This window comes from Pedobacter nototheniae, from assembly GCF_004335085.1.
GTDB lineage: Bacteria > Bacteroidota > Bacteroidia > Sphingobacteriales > Sphingobacteriaceae > Pedobacter > Pedobacter nototheniae.
This window is the reverse complement of sequence record NZ_RQRS01000001.1, coordinates 176,118-191,797: the sequence shown is the minus strand read 5'-3', so window position 1 is coordinate 191,797 and position 15,680 is coordinate 176,118. Positions and strand designations below refer to the sequence as shown.

Below are 15,680 nucleotides of genomic sequence, written 5' to 3'. Positions count from 1 at the left end.
TTATATTTATTTAACAGATTGTCCACCTAAAATTATTTTATAACCTCCAATGCCTAAGAATGCAGCAGTCACTCTTTCAGCCCATTTCACTTCTTCTGCTGTAATTCTTTGTCCTGTGATCGTGTCCTTAGATCCCCGGTAATAAGCAGCTATAACACCAACTGCATCTAGGGCTAGTTGTTGGTCTGCAGCAGAAACTCTACGTCGGAATAACGCTCCGTTAATTCCGCCAACTTTCGCTGCATCATAAGCGACATCGTGGCGCTGGGCTGCTGCATCTAACATATCTACAGGTTTCAAGATATTGCCGTCATACCCCGTTAGTTTATAAGGATTTCCATCAGGACCTGGGCCTAAGAAATTTCCATACCATGGTATAGGACCACCTATTGCCCCTCTTACAAGCTCATGCCAGGTCGAAACAACACTAACTGTATTCAAAACCTGCTCATCTTTCCCTGTTTTGGTATTGAAATATGTTTCCATGCTTCCATTAATGACAGAACCATTTGACCAATAGCCATATTTACCGTCACTTTTATATCCATATTGCACTCCTCCCTCACCAGTTTTGCTCAATACACCATTTGTATCAGAAAAACCTTGTGAGATTGCCCATCGGTAACTATCACTTCCATTCCATGCACTCCAGTCTCCATAACCTATACCATCGCTCCAGTGGTTACCCGATCCAGCGCCTATCCTTCCATAGCCTCCATGAAAGTTAACGGCCTGCGACTCATTACTGCGTCCTCCCGGATCTCCCTGCTGTGTCAAATCCCCCATTGGATCGTTAAACATCACCGGGTTGTCCATCGAATAATGGTAAGTACCAAAACTATCGCTGGCCTCAGCCATAGGATTTACGTATGAGTTTTAACTCATATTTTTCTCCTCTACATGTCCTCAACAAAACCTTATAAACAAATAGAAATCTACACAGTATTTTCACTGTATAATATTCATTCCTATTTTCCTTTGTGATTACATAGATATGTACATATGTTGTTATAGTTAATTTCCCTAAATCTGATACTGGAAACAACACCAATTTATCACCACCAAAGTATCCCTTATCAAACAAGCCCGTACATTTAATCCTTTGCAAGGTCATCTTTTCAGATTTTAAAAAAGGATTAATAAATCTTCGTAAGCATTGTCGAAAATAAGATAAATATTGCTAATAATTTTTTCATAATGATATAGATTAAGGAATTGATCCCCTTTGAAATGCTGATGGAGTTGTAGTAGTAATAGGGGAAAGCACCACTGCATTATTAATAATTTGGAACCCATAAGTAATAGTTGTTATTGGCACATAATGCCCGGTGGTGGGAACATTTAAGCATGAACACTAAAAAGTGTCTTTCCACCATTTTTTTATTTTTCCCTCCAATGATGGCCTTTGCTTAACTTGCTCTGTTACCGGATGTTCTTGCTGGTGTTTAAGTAGCTTTTCACGATTGTAATTAGCAACTATAATAAACGACGCAGCTGTAATCACCATATAAAGAATGATCAATAGCCCTCCCTTTATATCTTTGGTAAAGTTGCATTCTAAGAAGAGTTCTCGTCTAACAAATACAAAGTAGTTTAATAGCCAGATAATTGCTATGGGAATTAATATGTAATATTTGCTCGGGATTATATCGTTAAAATAATCACAATAAATTAGCCATGAATAAACGGTGAATACGTTAAAAAAGATCAATAAGGCACTTATAGACGCCACATAGATTAAAGGAATGTCATTCTCTTTCATTCTATCTGTATAGAATTTATAAACCCTAAATAAAAAATAATAATACGCTCTCATCATTCACGTCTTGGTTTATCAAACAAAGTATCCCCAGTAGAATATTCGTATATAGCTTTACCTCCAAAATACAGAATACTCACCCCTGCACCAACAGGGCCCATGAAGCCTATTGCACCAAATGTGGCATCCACTAATGCCTCTTTTCCGGTAATCTGACCATTTATATATTGATAACCGGTAATTCCAACACCAGCTAAGCCAGCGGCTGTACCTAATCCTCGAAGTACCGTACCAGTTGTCCTTAGTGCACCAGTAGGAACATGAATATTTGCAAGGGTGGTTCTTAAAATAGTAGTCGCACCCGGTGCCCCATAAAGTGATCTACTCTTGATAATATTTCCAGCCCAATTACCTACCGCACCTGACACATATCCAACACCTGCAAGGCCGTTGCCAATATCACCATTATTCTTATCGAAATAATTTAGCGCGTTATCTCCCCCCTGATTGGCAGTTAACATATGCCAAGTTGAAACAAAATCACCTGTGTTCACACTTTGCTCAACTTTCCCAGTTACAGCGTTAAAATAACTAGTAGTGCCCGTTTGAAATATAGAATCATTTGACCAATACCCATATTTACCGTCACTTTTGTATCCATATTGCACTCCTCCCTCACCAGTTTTGCTCAATACACCATTTGTATCAGAAAAACCTTGTGAGATTGCCCATCGGTAACTATCACTTCCATTCCATGCACTCCAGTCTCCATAACCTATACCATCGCTCCAGTGGTTACCCGATCCAGCGCCTATCCTTCCATAGCCACCATGAAAGTTAACGGCCTGCGGCTCATTACTGCGTCCTCCCGGATCTCCCTGCTGTGTCAAATCCCCCATCGGATCGTTAAACATCACCGGGTTGTCCATCGAATAATGGTAGGTACCAAAACTTTCGCTGGCCTCAGCCATAGGATTCACGTATGAGTTTTAACTCATATTTTTCTCCTCTACCTGTCCTCAAAAAAACCTTATAAACAAATAGAAATCTACACAGTATTTTCACTGTATAACATTCATTCCTATTTTCCTTTGTGATTACATAGATATGTACATATGTTGCTGTAGTTAATTTTCCTAACTCTGATACTGGCAACAACACCAATTTATCACGACCAAAGTATCCCTTATCAAACAAGCCCGTACATTTAATCCTTTGCAAGGTCATCTTTTCAGATTTTAAAAAAGGATTAATATATCTTCGTTGCACATTATAGATAATTAGTTTATAAGCTAAATAATTTAAAGCAATAAACACAATTATTAATACAATAACTATTATAATAATTTTAACTGGCATATTATGACTATTATTATTTTGAAAATCCTATTCTAAAATTTGCCTCGATACCAAAAAAGAATTGTGCATTAACAGATGGATCAAATCCGACAAACCAGTCAGTTACATTTCCTGAGTTGTCTAATTTAACCTTTCCACCAAAACCAACTACTCCTAGTGATAATTCATGTTCTTTAACCCCTTTGTAAATCTGTCCTTTATAGTCAAATCCTAAATAATAGGCAGCCCCTATCCCCCAATTATTCTTTTCTCCAGGATTATACATTCCACCTTGAGTGCCTTTTATTCCTTTTTTATAACTAAATTCCACGTCACTATGAACCGTTGAATAAATATTTATTCTAGCAGCTAATCCCTCCTTAAATCCACCTCCAATCTGAGCCCCAAATGAAAGCGAATAGCCGCCAGCCACATCAAAGTGCTCCTTCATCCAATTCCATGCATTCCCCTTCCATGTCGAAGACTTTGAGTTGCCATTGTAAAAGGCCTCCCCAACTTTAACAAAACTCATTCCCCTTTCTACAGTTCTAAGTTAAGTTTCCCTCCTATTTCTTTTCCAGATCCTAAATAATCAGAATATCTAATTTTATCTGCATATCCCATCCCGGAATAAAAGCGGCATAATTGATTATTATTTTACAATTTTTATTAAATTAAAATTATCTCGTTCATTAATTTAACTGAAAAAACCAAGTTAAAAAGAATAAAAATTACAACACACCAGACAATTAAACTTCCAATCCGTTTTTTCTTCTTAGGCCATTTTTCAAACTCTTCAAAAGAAGATTTCCATTTATTTGAAAAAGTAAAAAAATACAATGTTGTACAAAACGCTAAGAGGAAAGGTATGAAACCAAGTGGCTGCCCGATTGAAAGTTCAATCCTTACACCTAGGAAGATACTCATATAAGCATATAAAGCAATTATCATCCATATTTGAAGAACAGTAATACATATATCTGCTTTAAATCTATTGGTTAGAAGGGGATTGTAATTTTTACTCCAAGCCTTGTAAATAGTATAATAAAAATAATAATATGCCTCTTTAATTTTCATAATCCATTTTTTTTATTTGCCTCCTAATGGCATGGGCCTCCAACTTGGTCCTAAAATTCTTTTTGTTTCTGCAAACCCTTGCTCAGCTCCATTCATTAATCCTTCAAAACCACCAGGTACAAATGCCTCAGCTCCAAAATAAAATATTGAGGGAACAGTTCCTACTCCTGTTAGACCCCATAGAGCCATCGTTGTATTAGTCGTCATCTTATTGTCACTAATATCGCCTTTATACCAGCTATATCCATCTACTGCAATTCCTGCTACTACTAATCCTCTTGAAGTAATAGCACCTATTTTTCCGACATTAAAGGTTTTTGCATATCTATTCCCTGTCCATGCATTACTATAATATTTAGGGCTGAAACCTAATTTTACAGTAGACAATCTAACAGACCCAGAAATATTTTGCAAACTAGTAGTCCCTAAAGTTAAGCCCCAATTGACCTTACTTGTACCATTAGCAAAATCTTTCCAAGTCTGATCGTCATTTAACATATGCCAAGTTGAAACAAAATCACCTGTGTTCACACTTTGCTCAACTTTCCCAGTTACAGCGTTAAAATAACTAGTAGTGCCCGTTTGAAATATAGAATCATTTGACCAATAACCATATTTACCATCACTTTTATATCCATACTGCACTCCTCCCTCACCAGTTTTGCTCAATACACCATTTGTATCAGAAAAACCTTGAGAAATTGCCCATCGGTAACTATCACTTCCATTCCATGCACTCCAGTCTCCATAACCTATACCATCGCTCCAGTGGTTACCGGAACCAGCGCCTATCCTTCCATAGCCTCCATGAAAGTTAACGGCCTGCGGCTCATTACTGCGTCCTCCCGGATCTCCCTGCTGTGTCAAATCCCCCATCGGATCGTTAAACATCACCGGGTTATCCATAGAATAATGGTAAGTACCAAAACTTTCGCTGGCCTCAGCCATAGGGTCAACCGCTATAAACCTGCCCAGTGCTGCATCATACATCCTGAAGAACGTTTGCTGCAAATCGGGTAGATCCCCAAAATCATCTTGCCACTCACTTCCTCTGTTATAGAGATTTTTATTGGCTGCTGTTGGCACTGTATTACCTGGCATGCTTAAGCCAAAAGGATAATAACTGTTTTCCTGCCTTACCACCGCTATACCGTTTTGCTCCTCAAAACTTACCCTGGCATTGCCCTGCTGGTCTTTAATAATATACTCCTGTTTCAAATTGCCAGCAGCATTTCTTACCCTTCCCTCAGTTGCACCAAAATAAGCCAATGTTCCGTTTTCATAAACAAAGCCTTCGATGTAATCTGTGGTTTTTACCAGGGCTCCATTGTCAATTGCCTGCTTACGAATCATTGACCCACCTGCATCGTAGGTATAATCAATATACCTGCCCGAAGCTGTATTTACCATGATTCGCTCAGTCCGGTTGAGGACATTATAAGAAAGCCCTAATCCTTTTTTAGGGTCAACTGTTAAGTTTCCATTATCGGCATATACATAAGAATTAACCGATCCGGTAAGGTTTTTAAACCCAAATACATTATAGCTTCCCCCGGCTCCATCAGCTACATTGCTAAGCCTGTTGCCATCATAACTGTAATTCAGGTCATCAACAGCAGTGATATTCCCGTTCAATATCGCATTGCGTTGTAAAGATAATATATTTCCGTTTAGGTCATAACTGATATTTTTTTCGTCAAAGGCACCTATGTTTCCCCAGCCATTACCTGCAGAGCGGTCGGCATAATTTGCGCTCGTTAACCTTAATAAGGCATCATAATTAAACCGATAACTTTTTTCGTTTCCGCTGGTTACACCAGGTGCATTGGTTTTCCACTTCACCGCCGAAATCATTCCATTATAATAGCTCGTATTCCCTAAGCTGGCATCGGTTTGATCGTAAAGCAATTCCATTCCAAATACATCATTGGTGTCGTCATTCCTGCTATCAGCAGTTAAACTACCGTTATTAATACTGGTAAGTTGCCCCCTGATGTTGTAGCGATAATCTACCGACTGCAGGTAACTGCTCCCCGCATTGGTGCTGTGGAGTTTTTTATCCACCAGCTGGCCAATCTCATTGTATTCGTAGGCAGCAACCCTTACAGCAGTCGCCCCGTTATAACTTTCATCTACTATTTTTAACCTGTCCATATGATCAAAAGTATAGGCAGTTTGTATGGTAACAGTTGTAGCGCCTGCGTGGATTATTTTAGTTAGCTTAGTCTTCCCGGTAAAATCGCGTACCAGCGTTTTAACCGAAGCCAGGTTAGCATTGAGCTGGTTATTGCCCAATGTTTGAATCAATTGCCCTTTACGGTTATAAAACATCACTGTGCTTAGCCATATATTGGAAAGCCCTGTTCCAACCGTTCGTTTCCTGATTATGGTAGGCAAGCCACTGATGTAATCGGTCGCTGTAGCCTCGCCATTAAGTCCCTGTGTTTGATACACATAATCAGGTGTGCCATTACCATCCAGATCATAATTATCAAAGTAGCTGTAGGCTAATGGTTCGATATTAGACGCTGGAAAAGTATTGTTGGTGTAAAAGCCTGTGGCTCCATCGCCGTTTCGAACTTCGAAATAAGTATTATTGTAATTAATGGCAGATACATAAGCCTGCATTGCCGTACGACTACTTCCATCGTTATAAATACCCTGGCTCACCGGGTTTTGCCGGCTATCATACTTAATATAATTCCACTTTCCCTGTGTACGGAGGTTACCATCCTGGGCCAGCACAAGTCTGTCCATCCGATCGTAAACCATATAAACTGCTGAACTTCCAGGCACTGTTTTTTCTATCGGCCTTCCCTTTTCATCATATACATAACTGAAGATTAATTTGGCTACTTCAGGCTGCGATAACGTATAATTGCCTAGCGACTCCATTAATGCAAAGGCTTTTGGAGGAATCGCAAAAACAAGCTGCCCAAGGTCATCATAAACATAGAACGTGTTTAGCCAGCTGATACCACCCTGACCCAGCCATTGTCGTTTCAGTACCGTTTGCCCCATCGCATCGGTATAAACGGCTGTTTTCGTACCGCTTTCATCTGTTATCATACTTACATCCAATGTTCCAGCAGGCCATATTCCGGCATCGTTGCCGTCTGGTTGCCATCTGCGAATTGTTTCAGAAGAAAGATTTGTACCATAAGCCATGGTTTTATAATGCTCGCCTGGCTGAAAACCAGCACCTACAGACCCCAATTGCAATACGCGTTGCAAGGGGCTATTTTCAAATACCTGTTGAGAAAAGGGACTGGAATCTGTAGCCGTCTTCTGGCCAGCTGTACTATAAAATGCATTTTGTTCCGCGACAGCATTGCTTCTGAAGGCAGCATTATTATTTAAAGATGCATAAGGCAGATAGATCTTAGACTCTCTTCCTATGTTGTCATAGCTTTTATGCTGAATCAGATCTTTACCATTTGGACTACCTCCAGCTACAACTATCTGTTGCACGCGTCCAAAACCATCGCTATATGTTCTAGTCACCTGTTTTTGTAAAGGTGTTAAGGTACTCAATTGCCCATCTGTAAGTACGCCTTCAATCTTAACCACTTCCTGCTGAACAAACGTTTTGTTTTGTGATAGAACTGGCAAAGCACTTATTACAATTTCTGTAAATACAATAATTGTATAGATTAAATATCTTTTCATGAATTTTCCTGATATCATAATACCTTATTCTATTGGTCCTAATGAGCATTCTTCATTAGCCACCGAGATGGATAGTTTCTCTTTTCCTGTGAGATCAACACCAAATTCGTAGATATTCACTCCTGGGGATGATGATAGACAGTTTTTGAACAGATTGGTATTGTTCGGCCCTACTGTTGAATACTGTATACTTTTAAACCCATAAGGATTTGAAGTAGCGTATGCCCCAGAAATACCTATTCTAACTGTATAAATCCCTGGAGAAATACTAACAGGTCCCGAACTCAATTCAGCCGGAGAAATCTGTCTAACGATCTGATTATTTTGATAGAAAGTGAGCGTCATGTCCCAATCAGCTATTAGCTGGGTTCCAATAACCTGTGGCTGTGAGACAATCAGATTTTTAGTAACACTCACAGATCCATACACGGGTGCTGTTTTGGTGAGTGATACTGTATAAGTGCCTGCCACACTGTATGTATGTTGCACTAAGCTTTCATATGTACCCGTAAATGAAGGGCTTCCATCACCAAAGTTCCAAGTGAAGGTGATCCCATCACCAGAAGTTACGGCATCATTTTCCATGCTAAAATTAATAGTTTGATTAACCAGTTGGTTTGTTTCCGTTGCAATTCTCGGCGTAAAACGGTCTTGATTTGCACCTAAAATATAGCTGGTTTTCTGCACCATATTACGATCCTGATCATAAACATGTTTTATCCTGTTCACACCATCGTAATCATAACGGGCTCCTATTCCATTTGAGGAATAGGTTGCAAGTAAGTTTTGTGTAAGCAGGTCGTAACTACTTATTCCTACCTCGGCTTCTTCAGGTCTAAAAATTACATCATCTATCAGCAAACTAGATGTGCTCCATAATCTTAGTCGAAAATTAGGTCCAATAGCATTTACAGGTATCCTAACCTGATAATATTTCCAGGTACCTGGTGCCGAAATAATGTTTACTGAACGGGAAACAAGCTGACCAGAGCCATCACTTACCGTGAGGTTAAGAATAGAGGCTGCATTAGAATTTATCCAGGCCGACAAAATATAGGTTGTAGCGCCCAATTTTTTCTTTAAGTCCCGGTAGAGTACCGCCGAAGTATTTGTAATTACACTCTGCTTACCAGTATGCGAATCAACAGAGCCCTGTCCGTTTGCCTCAAACCAAAGACCTGCGAGGTTTCCCTCCTCAAAATTGCTATAGAGAACTTCATCATGTCTCGCATTTTTGATTCCAGCCAAAGCCAATCTTGAATTATAATCATATATAGATGAACTGACATTACCTTTCCCATCATTTGCTGAAAGTAGTTGTCCGTACGCATTATAATCGGTAAAATTTCCAGTTGTATAGTATCTTCCATCACTTACAAAAACCCCAGATTGAATATTCGAGGGATGGAAGTCTGTTATCCCGGTTGCATTTCTGAATATTAACGTTTTTGCAGGTTGTTCAGTACCAGGGGTGAAAATTGCGAATTTCGTCAGGCTAGCCGAAACTGTTTTACTATTTCCTGCCCGCTCAACTTGATTAATGATCTCTATAGGTACATTGATGTTTTTTAACACCATACTTCTTATGGCAAGTGCAGCTGAATCGTTTGACAGGGATGTATTATAGTCCTTTGTATAAGATGTAAGTACACGTAGCAACTTCCCATCCCCACTCTGGGTCTCTATTTTTGTTGGATATTGATGCCCGTTACCCTCATAGAAATAGCTAGTTATTTTATGTTGTTGCTGGCCGCTAGCCACATCAAAGCTAAAATCTTGTTTTTGTTGGATAGCGCTTTCTACCCCAGTTAGAATTTTATACTTAGCATAAGCAAGTACGCCACTATTATATTCTCGCTTAAATCCAGGGATGTATATGGCATTTCCTGTTCTCGAAAAACTATATAGCGTTTCCGACAATTTTTGGTCGGCTTCGTTATATACCGCCTGCCTTATGGGCATTCCTCTCTCAAAACTTATATCCATGTTCGGCACAAACGGATATAAATCTCTATCATTATTGAGTGTACCACCTGTTCCGTTACATCCGGCAATATTAGTTATAATCCGGTTCCAGTCTGAAGAACTGGTTAGGTCAAAGTGGGTTGCTGGAAGCGTAAACTCAGCTGTGATATACCCTTGTCCAGGAACACGCTCTTTAAAAAAACCATACATTATCCCATCATCCACCTCAGAAAGGTCTTCATCAGAACGAACAATTGAATTTTTCCAATCTGCTTCCGGATTGAGACTAAATGGCTGTGCCCTGATAAAAGCATATACAGGAAGTGATAATGCCCTACCGCTAGTATGTCCCGTAGCAGGATCTGCATAGTTATAATCTACTACCTTCTGTAAACCAGGAACTGTGATATCATAAGTTGTGAGTTTTTTCACTCTTATTCCACTTCCGTATGGATCGGTTCCAGATTGAGGGTCAAAATAAGTATTTGATTCATATTCAATTTCGGTGGTTCCTCCATCAAGTATACTAACCTTTGCAAGGCTACCGGTAATTAACGCAGCGAGATTAACTGTTCTGGAATTCCCACTTAAGGAATAAGGGTAATACGCGGCAAGCGAGGGCACTTGTTCATACCTTAATTTCTCCATACCAGTTGTTACCGGATTTACAAATACCTCAGGCATAAGTGAGGTTGCTGCGGATGCATTATAATACCCCCACCTGTCGAGCTGTTTAGAGCTTGAATCTGGAAGTGTAGTTGTTGTCTTTTGGAGACCTGCAGAAATCCCATTATAATCAAAATGGTAACGTAAAGGGCTATCTTCAGAAGATTCTCTAAATTCTCTTAAAAAAAATCTTTTATAATCACTATTTATAGAATAGGCCTCATCATAAGAAAGTATCCAAGCTCTTCCGGGGCCTGATATCCCTTGGAGAAGCGGCATATAGGTACTCGAATTATAAACATATGTAAATGCAAATTTCGGAATCCCGGTCAGCACATCATCTGTTGTATAATCAATTCCTGTAAGCATCATTGTAAATGCAGCATCCTCAATATAAAATTGAGAACTCTTATTAACGGTGTTGCCAACATAGAGGTCATAATTCTTACGGCTCACCCTATAGGCATTCATATAATAATCGTACTTAAAGGTAATTTCGTTTCCATTATTATCCTTGATCGAATTCAGAAGCCATTTTCTTCTAAAACTTACAGCTTTTGAAACATCATACTTACGTTTAAAAAACTGTATTGCAGATTCGTTGGTGGTAAAAGCCTTACGGGTAACTAATTCAGAAACATTAAAACTATAGGTAATTCCTTTATCATTAATAATTGTAAAGCTTTTATACCATTATTATCTGTGGTATAACTTACTTTTATATCCCTGTAAGGAATAGTCCTTGGTTGATGGTTTCCATCAAATATGAGCTTGCATGATAATCCAGGCACACTAATATTAAATACGTCCGGCTCTGTATCAGATAAATCCCCAAAATTATTACTGATATAAGACTGGTCAGCGCTTTCATCATTGCATGTACCAGGATTACCATCGTTCAATATGAAAAAGTTGCCAATCTTTGCTGCATTATTATTGTACATCCATCCCTTTGAATTATCAGCCAGATCATCGGGCACATCCCTAAGTTCTCGCGTAATTGCTCCGCCTGCTGATAATTGCCAGTTCATGCCTGCCGATCCCTCAATGTCCTTTGCTCTAACTCCATTACCATAATAAGATAGAGAAATCGGGACTACAATTTTTCCTCGGGTCAATGTATATATTGGAATGTTTATAGTGGCCGCCCCCGACGACTGACTTACATTCACGATTTGTGCATTGGTTACACCAATTTGAAATAAAACTACTGTAGCACAGATGAGCTTAATAAGAATTTTTAGATTTTTCACGAAATATTATAATTTTTAAAATTATTTGTTCCATCCAAATAAAGGCTTCATTAATAAGCCTTGAAAAAGTCTTAAAAACAAAGTCAATAAACAATATTAAGGATGATGAAGGTCAGAAGTGACTTTACACAAAAGACCTTAATTGTAACACATACATTGGAAAGCTGTCGTCAGGCTGTAAAAGTGACAAAGAGTGGGATTTAATTGAGATCATTACTTAGATTTTTAGATAAATCTAATGTAAATAGAGTAATCACATTATCAAAATACAATATTTAACTTCTTTAAGTTAAAAGATTTGAAATATAGGTATTATATCGCTAAACCTCAGTTTTATTAATTTAAATAAAGTCGAGGATTTTGAAATAAAGAATTTTTTGAATTGTTAATAACACGTTTAGTAATCAGCAGGAATCTCGTTTCAATTTTTATTGCATTATTTATAACTTATTCACCCTATGATTAAAAAAACAAGTAAAATAATTAGTATAACCCTAATTAGTGAATAATATCTTTTTTATCGTTTACGATGGGTTTTAATATGAATTAAAATTATTTTAGGAGGAAGAAGAATTTGTGATCCAAACTAACTATTAAAAACTATTACTCATTTGAAACATCGGCAGATACATTGCAATTAGAATAACACCAACTGCCAGACCGAGAAAAATAATAATCAATGGTTCTAACAAGCCACTAATAGCATTAGTTTTATATTCCACCTCTTCTGTATATTGAGTAGATAGCTGTTCAAAAAAATACTCAAGTTTATTTACTTCTTCGGCTATCCGGATCATTTGTACAAATTTAACAGGATAAAATTCATGCTTGGCAAGTGAGTCTGACAAACTCATACCATGTAGAATATCATTTTCGGCTACATTTAGTGAATCTACAATTGGGTGGAAAACAATCATTTGTTTAACCATTCCTAATGCACTTAATAAGGGAATATTGGTACCTGTTAGCAATCTCATTGTATTTGCAAAACGAGCCAGATATACCTTTTTCACAATTTCTCCAACTACAGGTATTTTAAGTACCATAAATGCTGAAAGCCTTTGAAACCAGGGTTTATTACGACTAATAAAATAAAAAACTAATACACCAATTATAATAAACAAAATGAGGTATATATATCGATCCAACCAATCAGAAAAACTCACAATTAACGCGGTAATATATGGCAGTTTACCCCCAAAACGCTTAAATATATCAGCAAACATTGGCACAACAAATTTGATCATAAAAAAGATAGCGGCAAGGGATGTACTTAACACCAAAATCGGATATGTAATTGCGCCTATAATTTTTCTTCGTTGCGTAATTTTACTTTTATAATATTTAGCCAGCTCTCCAAGTACCTCACCTAATCTACCAGTCTCTTCACCAATGCTTACACTAAAATATTCATAGCTACTAAATTTGTTTTCATTCTTCAAGGCATCAGAAAGAGATTTACCAGAAACAACCTCTGCTTGTAATTTCTTAAACAATTCTAAGTCCTTTGCTTGAGTATAAGAACTGCAGGTTAGCTCTAAAGCCGTTTTAATATCTATCCCAGATCTAGTTAAAGTACCTAATTCATTATAAAATGCCTCTTTCTTTTTGTCTGATAACTGGCTACTACCAAAAGAAATATCCTTGTTTAATAATTCCAATAATCCATTTTTAGATGAATGGTTTATCTTTTTGGGCTTCTGCTTATATCCTGAAATATCTATTGATGGCATAAATTATTTAAATAAATCAACGGCACTATAATTCTTACTAATTTGTAAATTTAGCGCAGTACTTGAGCCTTTTAGCTTAATTCCTAAATTTAGAAAATCGACGGTATCTGCAACTCCAGCAGATTTTCCTTCAAAATAGAACTCTTTATCTTTAAGTTCAACAAAAAATGTATCGGTATGCAGACCTGGAACTATTCTTAAAATTTTATGTTCATCAAACGTATAACTAAGCTCTGTGCTGTCATTTTTAAGCTTAAGCCCTTCATCTGTTTTGATTACATATCTGGATTTTAAAAAATCCTTGTCCATCACCAGTTTTAAATCGGTTAACTGAGCCGATGTTTCATTCTTTATTCTAAATTTAGAATAGTAATCCTGAATTAAACCATAGGCAGTAAAACATATTGTAATACAAATTGCCGATAGCAACATTGCTACAGTTACTTCCATAAGGGTAAATGCCTTTAGCCTATTGCTCATCATTTTTGTAAATAAACCGGGTCCGCCCGAGTATCTTATTATTTAGTTTACCAGTAATCTCCATTGTGGTTAATCCAGATAAACGTGTACTATCAATATTAAAACTATATACCACACTATCTACAATAAGTTCATTTTGATACTGATACCCTTTTTGTTTAACGGAATTTGTCAGAATGTTTAATTGTTGTTCTACTTGTATTTTTTTTATCGATACGCCACTATATAGTACGTTATTAAAAATTTGAATTGCAGTGGTAAAAACAACCATAATAATAACCATAGCTATTAATACTTCTACTAGAGTAGAGGCGGCTAAACTTTTTGGCTTAATCTTTTTTAATTTAAAATACTCCTTTTTATAAAACATTCCAAGATTAATTTAACCACTTTAAAATTTTGTTGTTTTTTTCATTACCAGAAAATAAAGCCGAACTTAAATAATATTTACTTCTTGCTTTACGGTTAAAAGTAACATCAATTAAAAAATTTTCATATAGTGATGTAGGTGTTGTCATAATAAATCTATTAGCAGAAACTTTTCCTGATATAACCACACCCTTGTCTAATTTAACTAAGCCTGTAGCATATACTTCGCCATTAAGTTTTGCTTTTTTGCCCAATGAAATTATGGTTTGCATGGAGCTACGAACTTGTTCATAGCTAAATAATATTCCATTCATTTCAAAATTTTCACCTGACGTTATATTTGGTTGATCGGCCGAGCCTTTTTTTCGTATTACACCTAAAACCGAAGGATAATTTAATTTTACATCATTTTTAACCAAGATAGAATCACTGGCAAAAACCTGACAATTTCCTCTAAAGCCAGACTCAAAAGTTACCGTGTGTGCAAATATTTGAATATTATCTAATTTCGCATTCGCTGAAATAATAATTGAAGAATCTGATACCAAAATAATATTGCCGCTCAAACTTGAATTTAATACTGCTCCCGGAGGCACTGTAAATATTTTTGTTGAATTTTTAAAACCGTTATGTAAATCTGCACCACCCAATATTGGATATTTCTTGGTGGTATTGTCAAAATATGCTTCTAAATATTTAAGCCTTTTATTTTCTAGTTCTTTAAGCTTTCTTCCACTATCGCTTTTCTTTCCATATAATAATTGATCGCCTGTATAGGGCTTACCTTCTGCATAAGATTGTTTTATACCTGATTTTGGTATTTCTGCATCACCTGTAATTCTTGTTTCACCACTTATAGAAAGCGGTCTATCTTCATCAGCAAGATATAAAACCTTTCTATCCTTGGAGGTATTTAAACCAACAAGGAAAACCCGGCTCAGTGTATCTTTATTTGTAAATGCTTTTACAGTAGAAAGATCGTATAAGCCCCATTTTTTTTTGCTTATTTCTACACTATCTAGATTATCATTAAATAAATCGACGTTTTTTGATAAGTCGACATCCGTTACATCAGCAAGTAAAAAATCTATACCAGAATTTAAATTATTCTGCAACCGTTGATACCTTACCTCTTTCAAATGAGCAGAACGATAGTGTGCAGCTAACATAATTAATGAAGCACTTATAATTGCAATAAAAAATGCAATTACAATTGAGAAATATAAGGCGCCTGCTTTGAGCTTCATTTAAGATAGATAAGTAAGTTACAGACAATCATAGTTCCACTTAGTCTGTTATTCCTAATATTTTAATTGGTCTAAGATAAAAAAAACTAAGTCGTTAGAATGAATTATCCAACTTGATCTCATA

At 36.9% G+C, this 15,680-nt stretch carries 13 protein-coding genes; all 13 read right to left on the bottom strand.

Features of this window, described 5'->3' with window-relative positions; translation table 11 throughout:
* Positions 1-6: 6 nt before the first annotated feature.
* The 13 genes from EHC72_RS00905 to EHC72_RS00845 all read right to left on the bottom strand — a co-directional run bounded on the left by EHC72_RS00905 (position 7) and on the right by EHC72_RS00845 (position 15,556).
* The gene (locus EHC72_RS00905) at positions 7-858 is read right to left on the bottom strand and encodes a hypothetical protein (protein ID WP_131535594.1); all 852 of its coding nucleotides are present in this window, start codon (positions 856-858) and stop codon (positions 7-9) included.
* Between the two features lie 496 nt (positions 859-1,354).
* A complete protein-coding gene (locus EHC72_RS00900; protein WP_131535593.1) occupies positions 1,355-1,819 on the bottom strand; it encodes a hypothetical protein in 465 nt (154 codons plus the stop codon).
* Positions 1,816-2,730 carry a hypothetical protein gene (locus EHC72_RS00895; protein ID WP_131535592.1) on the bottom strand — a complete coding sequence of 305 codons (915 nt, stop codon included), beginning with the start codon at positions 2,728-2,730 and terminating at the stop codon, positions 1,816-1,818. The genes EHC72_RS00900 and EHC72_RS00895 overlap by 4 nt, the downstream gene beginning before the upstream one ends.
* A complete protein-coding gene (locus EHC72_RS00890) occupies positions 2,723-3,118 on the bottom strand; it encodes a hypothetical protein (RefSeq protein WP_131535591.1) in 396 nt (131 codons plus the stop codon). Before EHC72_RS00890 ends, EHC72_RS00895 begins: the two co-directional genes overlap by 8 nt.
* Before the next feature lie 13 nt (positions 3,119-3,131).
* A complete protein-coding gene (locus tag EHC72_RS00885) occupies positions 3,132-3,629 on the bottom strand; it encodes a hypothetical protein (RefSeq protein ID WP_131535590.1) in 498 nt (165 codons plus the stop codon).
* Between the two features lie 137 nt (positions 3,630-3,766).
* Positions 3,767-4,174, bottom strand: coding sequence for a hypothetical protein (locus tag EHC72_RS00880; protein WP_131535589.1), 408 nt, complete (start codon positions 4,172-4,174; stop codon positions 3,767-3,769).
* Positions 4,175-4,186: 12 nt separating this feature from the next.
* On the bottom strand, positions 4,187-7,843 hold the full coding sequence (locus tag EHC72_RS00875) for a DUF6443 domain-containing protein (RefSeq protein WP_165585748.1): 3,657 nt from the start codon (positions 7,841-7,843) through the stop codon (positions 4,187-4,189).
* 24 nt (positions 7,844-7,867) lie between these two features.
* The gene (locus tag EHC72_RS00870) at positions 7,868-10,945 is read right to left on the bottom strand and encodes a PKD domain-containing protein (RefSeq protein WP_131535587.1); all 3,078 of its coding nucleotides are present in this window, start codon (positions 10,943-10,945) and stop codon (positions 7,868-7,870) included.
* Between the two features lie 155 nt (positions 10,946-11,100).
* Positions 11,101-11,727 (bottom strand): hypothetical protein, encoded by a 627-nt coding sequence (locus tag EHC72_RS00865; RefSeq protein WP_131535586.1) that lies wholly within the window; start codon positions 11,725-11,727, stop codon positions 11,101-11,103.
* Positions 11,728-12,320: 593 nt separating this feature from the next.
* A complete protein-coding gene (locus tag EHC72_RS00860) occupies positions 12,321-13,460 on the bottom strand; it encodes a type II secretion system F family protein (RefSeq protein ID WP_131535585.1) in 1,140 nt (379 codons plus the stop codon).
* 3 nt (positions 13,461-13,463) lie between these two features.
* Positions 13,464-13,943, bottom strand: coding sequence for a PulJ/GspJ family protein (locus tag EHC72_RS00855; protein WP_131535584.1), 480 nt, complete (start codon positions 13,941-13,943; stop codon positions 13,464-13,466).
* Positions 13,930-14,310: a hypothetical protein gene (locus EHC72_RS00850; protein WP_131535583.1), complete on the bottom strand. Its 381-nt coding sequence runs from the start codon at positions 14,308-14,310 to the stop codon at positions 13,930-13,932. Before EHC72_RS00850 ends, EHC72_RS00855 begins: the two co-directional genes overlap by 14 nt.
* Before the next feature lie 7 nt (positions 14,311-14,317).
* A complete protein-coding gene (locus EHC72_RS00845) occupies positions 14,318-15,556 on the bottom strand; it encodes a hypothetical protein (RefSeq protein ID WP_131535582.1) in 1,239 nt (412 codons plus the stop codon).
* Positions 15,557-15,680: the final 124 nt, after the last annotated feature.

Coding starts and splice junctions, on each gene's coding strand:
- EHC72_RS00905 (WP_131535594.1), bottom strand. CDS start 858: ATGGCTGAGGCCAGCGATAGTTTTGGTACTTACCATTATTCGATGGAC.
- EHC72_RS00900 (WP_131535593.1), bottom strand. CDS start 1,819: ATGATGAGAGCGTATTATTATTTTTTATTTAGGGTTTATAAATTCTAT.
- EHC72_RS00895 (WP_131535592.1), bottom strand. CDS start 2,730: ATGGCTGAGGCCAGCGAAAGTTTTGGTACCTACCATTATTCGATGGAC.
- EHC72_RS00890 (WP_131535591.1), bottom strand. CDS start 3,118: ATGCCAGTTAAAATTATTATAATAGTTATTGTATTAATAATTGTGTTT.
- EHC72_RS00885 (WP_131535590.1), bottom strand. CDS start 3,629: ATGAGTTTTGTTAAAGTTGGGGAGGCCTTTTACAATGGCAACTCAAAG.
- EHC72_RS00880 (WP_131535589.1), bottom strand. CDS start 4,174: ATGAAAATTAAAGAGGCATATTATTATTTTTATTATACTATTTACAAG.
- EHC72_RS00875 (WP_165585748.1), bottom strand. CDS start 7,843: ATGAAAAGATATTTAATCTATACAATTATTGTATTTACAGAAATTGTA.
- EHC72_RS00870 (WP_131535587.1), bottom strand. CDS start 10,945: ATGAATGCCTATAGGGTGAGCCGTAAGAATTATGACCTCTATGTTGGC.
- EHC72_RS00860 (WP_131535585.1), bottom strand. CDS start 13,460: ATGCCATCAATAGATATTTCAGGATATAAGCAGAAGCCCAAAAAGATA.
- EHC72_RS00855 (WP_131535584.1), bottom strand. CDS start 13,943: ATGATGAGCAATAGGCTAAAGGCATTTACCCTTATGGAAGTAACTGTA.
- EHC72_RS00850 (WP_131535583.1), bottom strand. CDS start 14,310: ATGTTTTATAAAAAGGAGTATTTTAAATTAAAAAAGATTAAGCCAAAA.
- EHC72_RS00845 (WP_131535582.1), bottom strand. CDS start 15,556: ATGAAGCTCAAAGCAGGCGCCTTATATTTCTCAATTGTAATTGCATTT.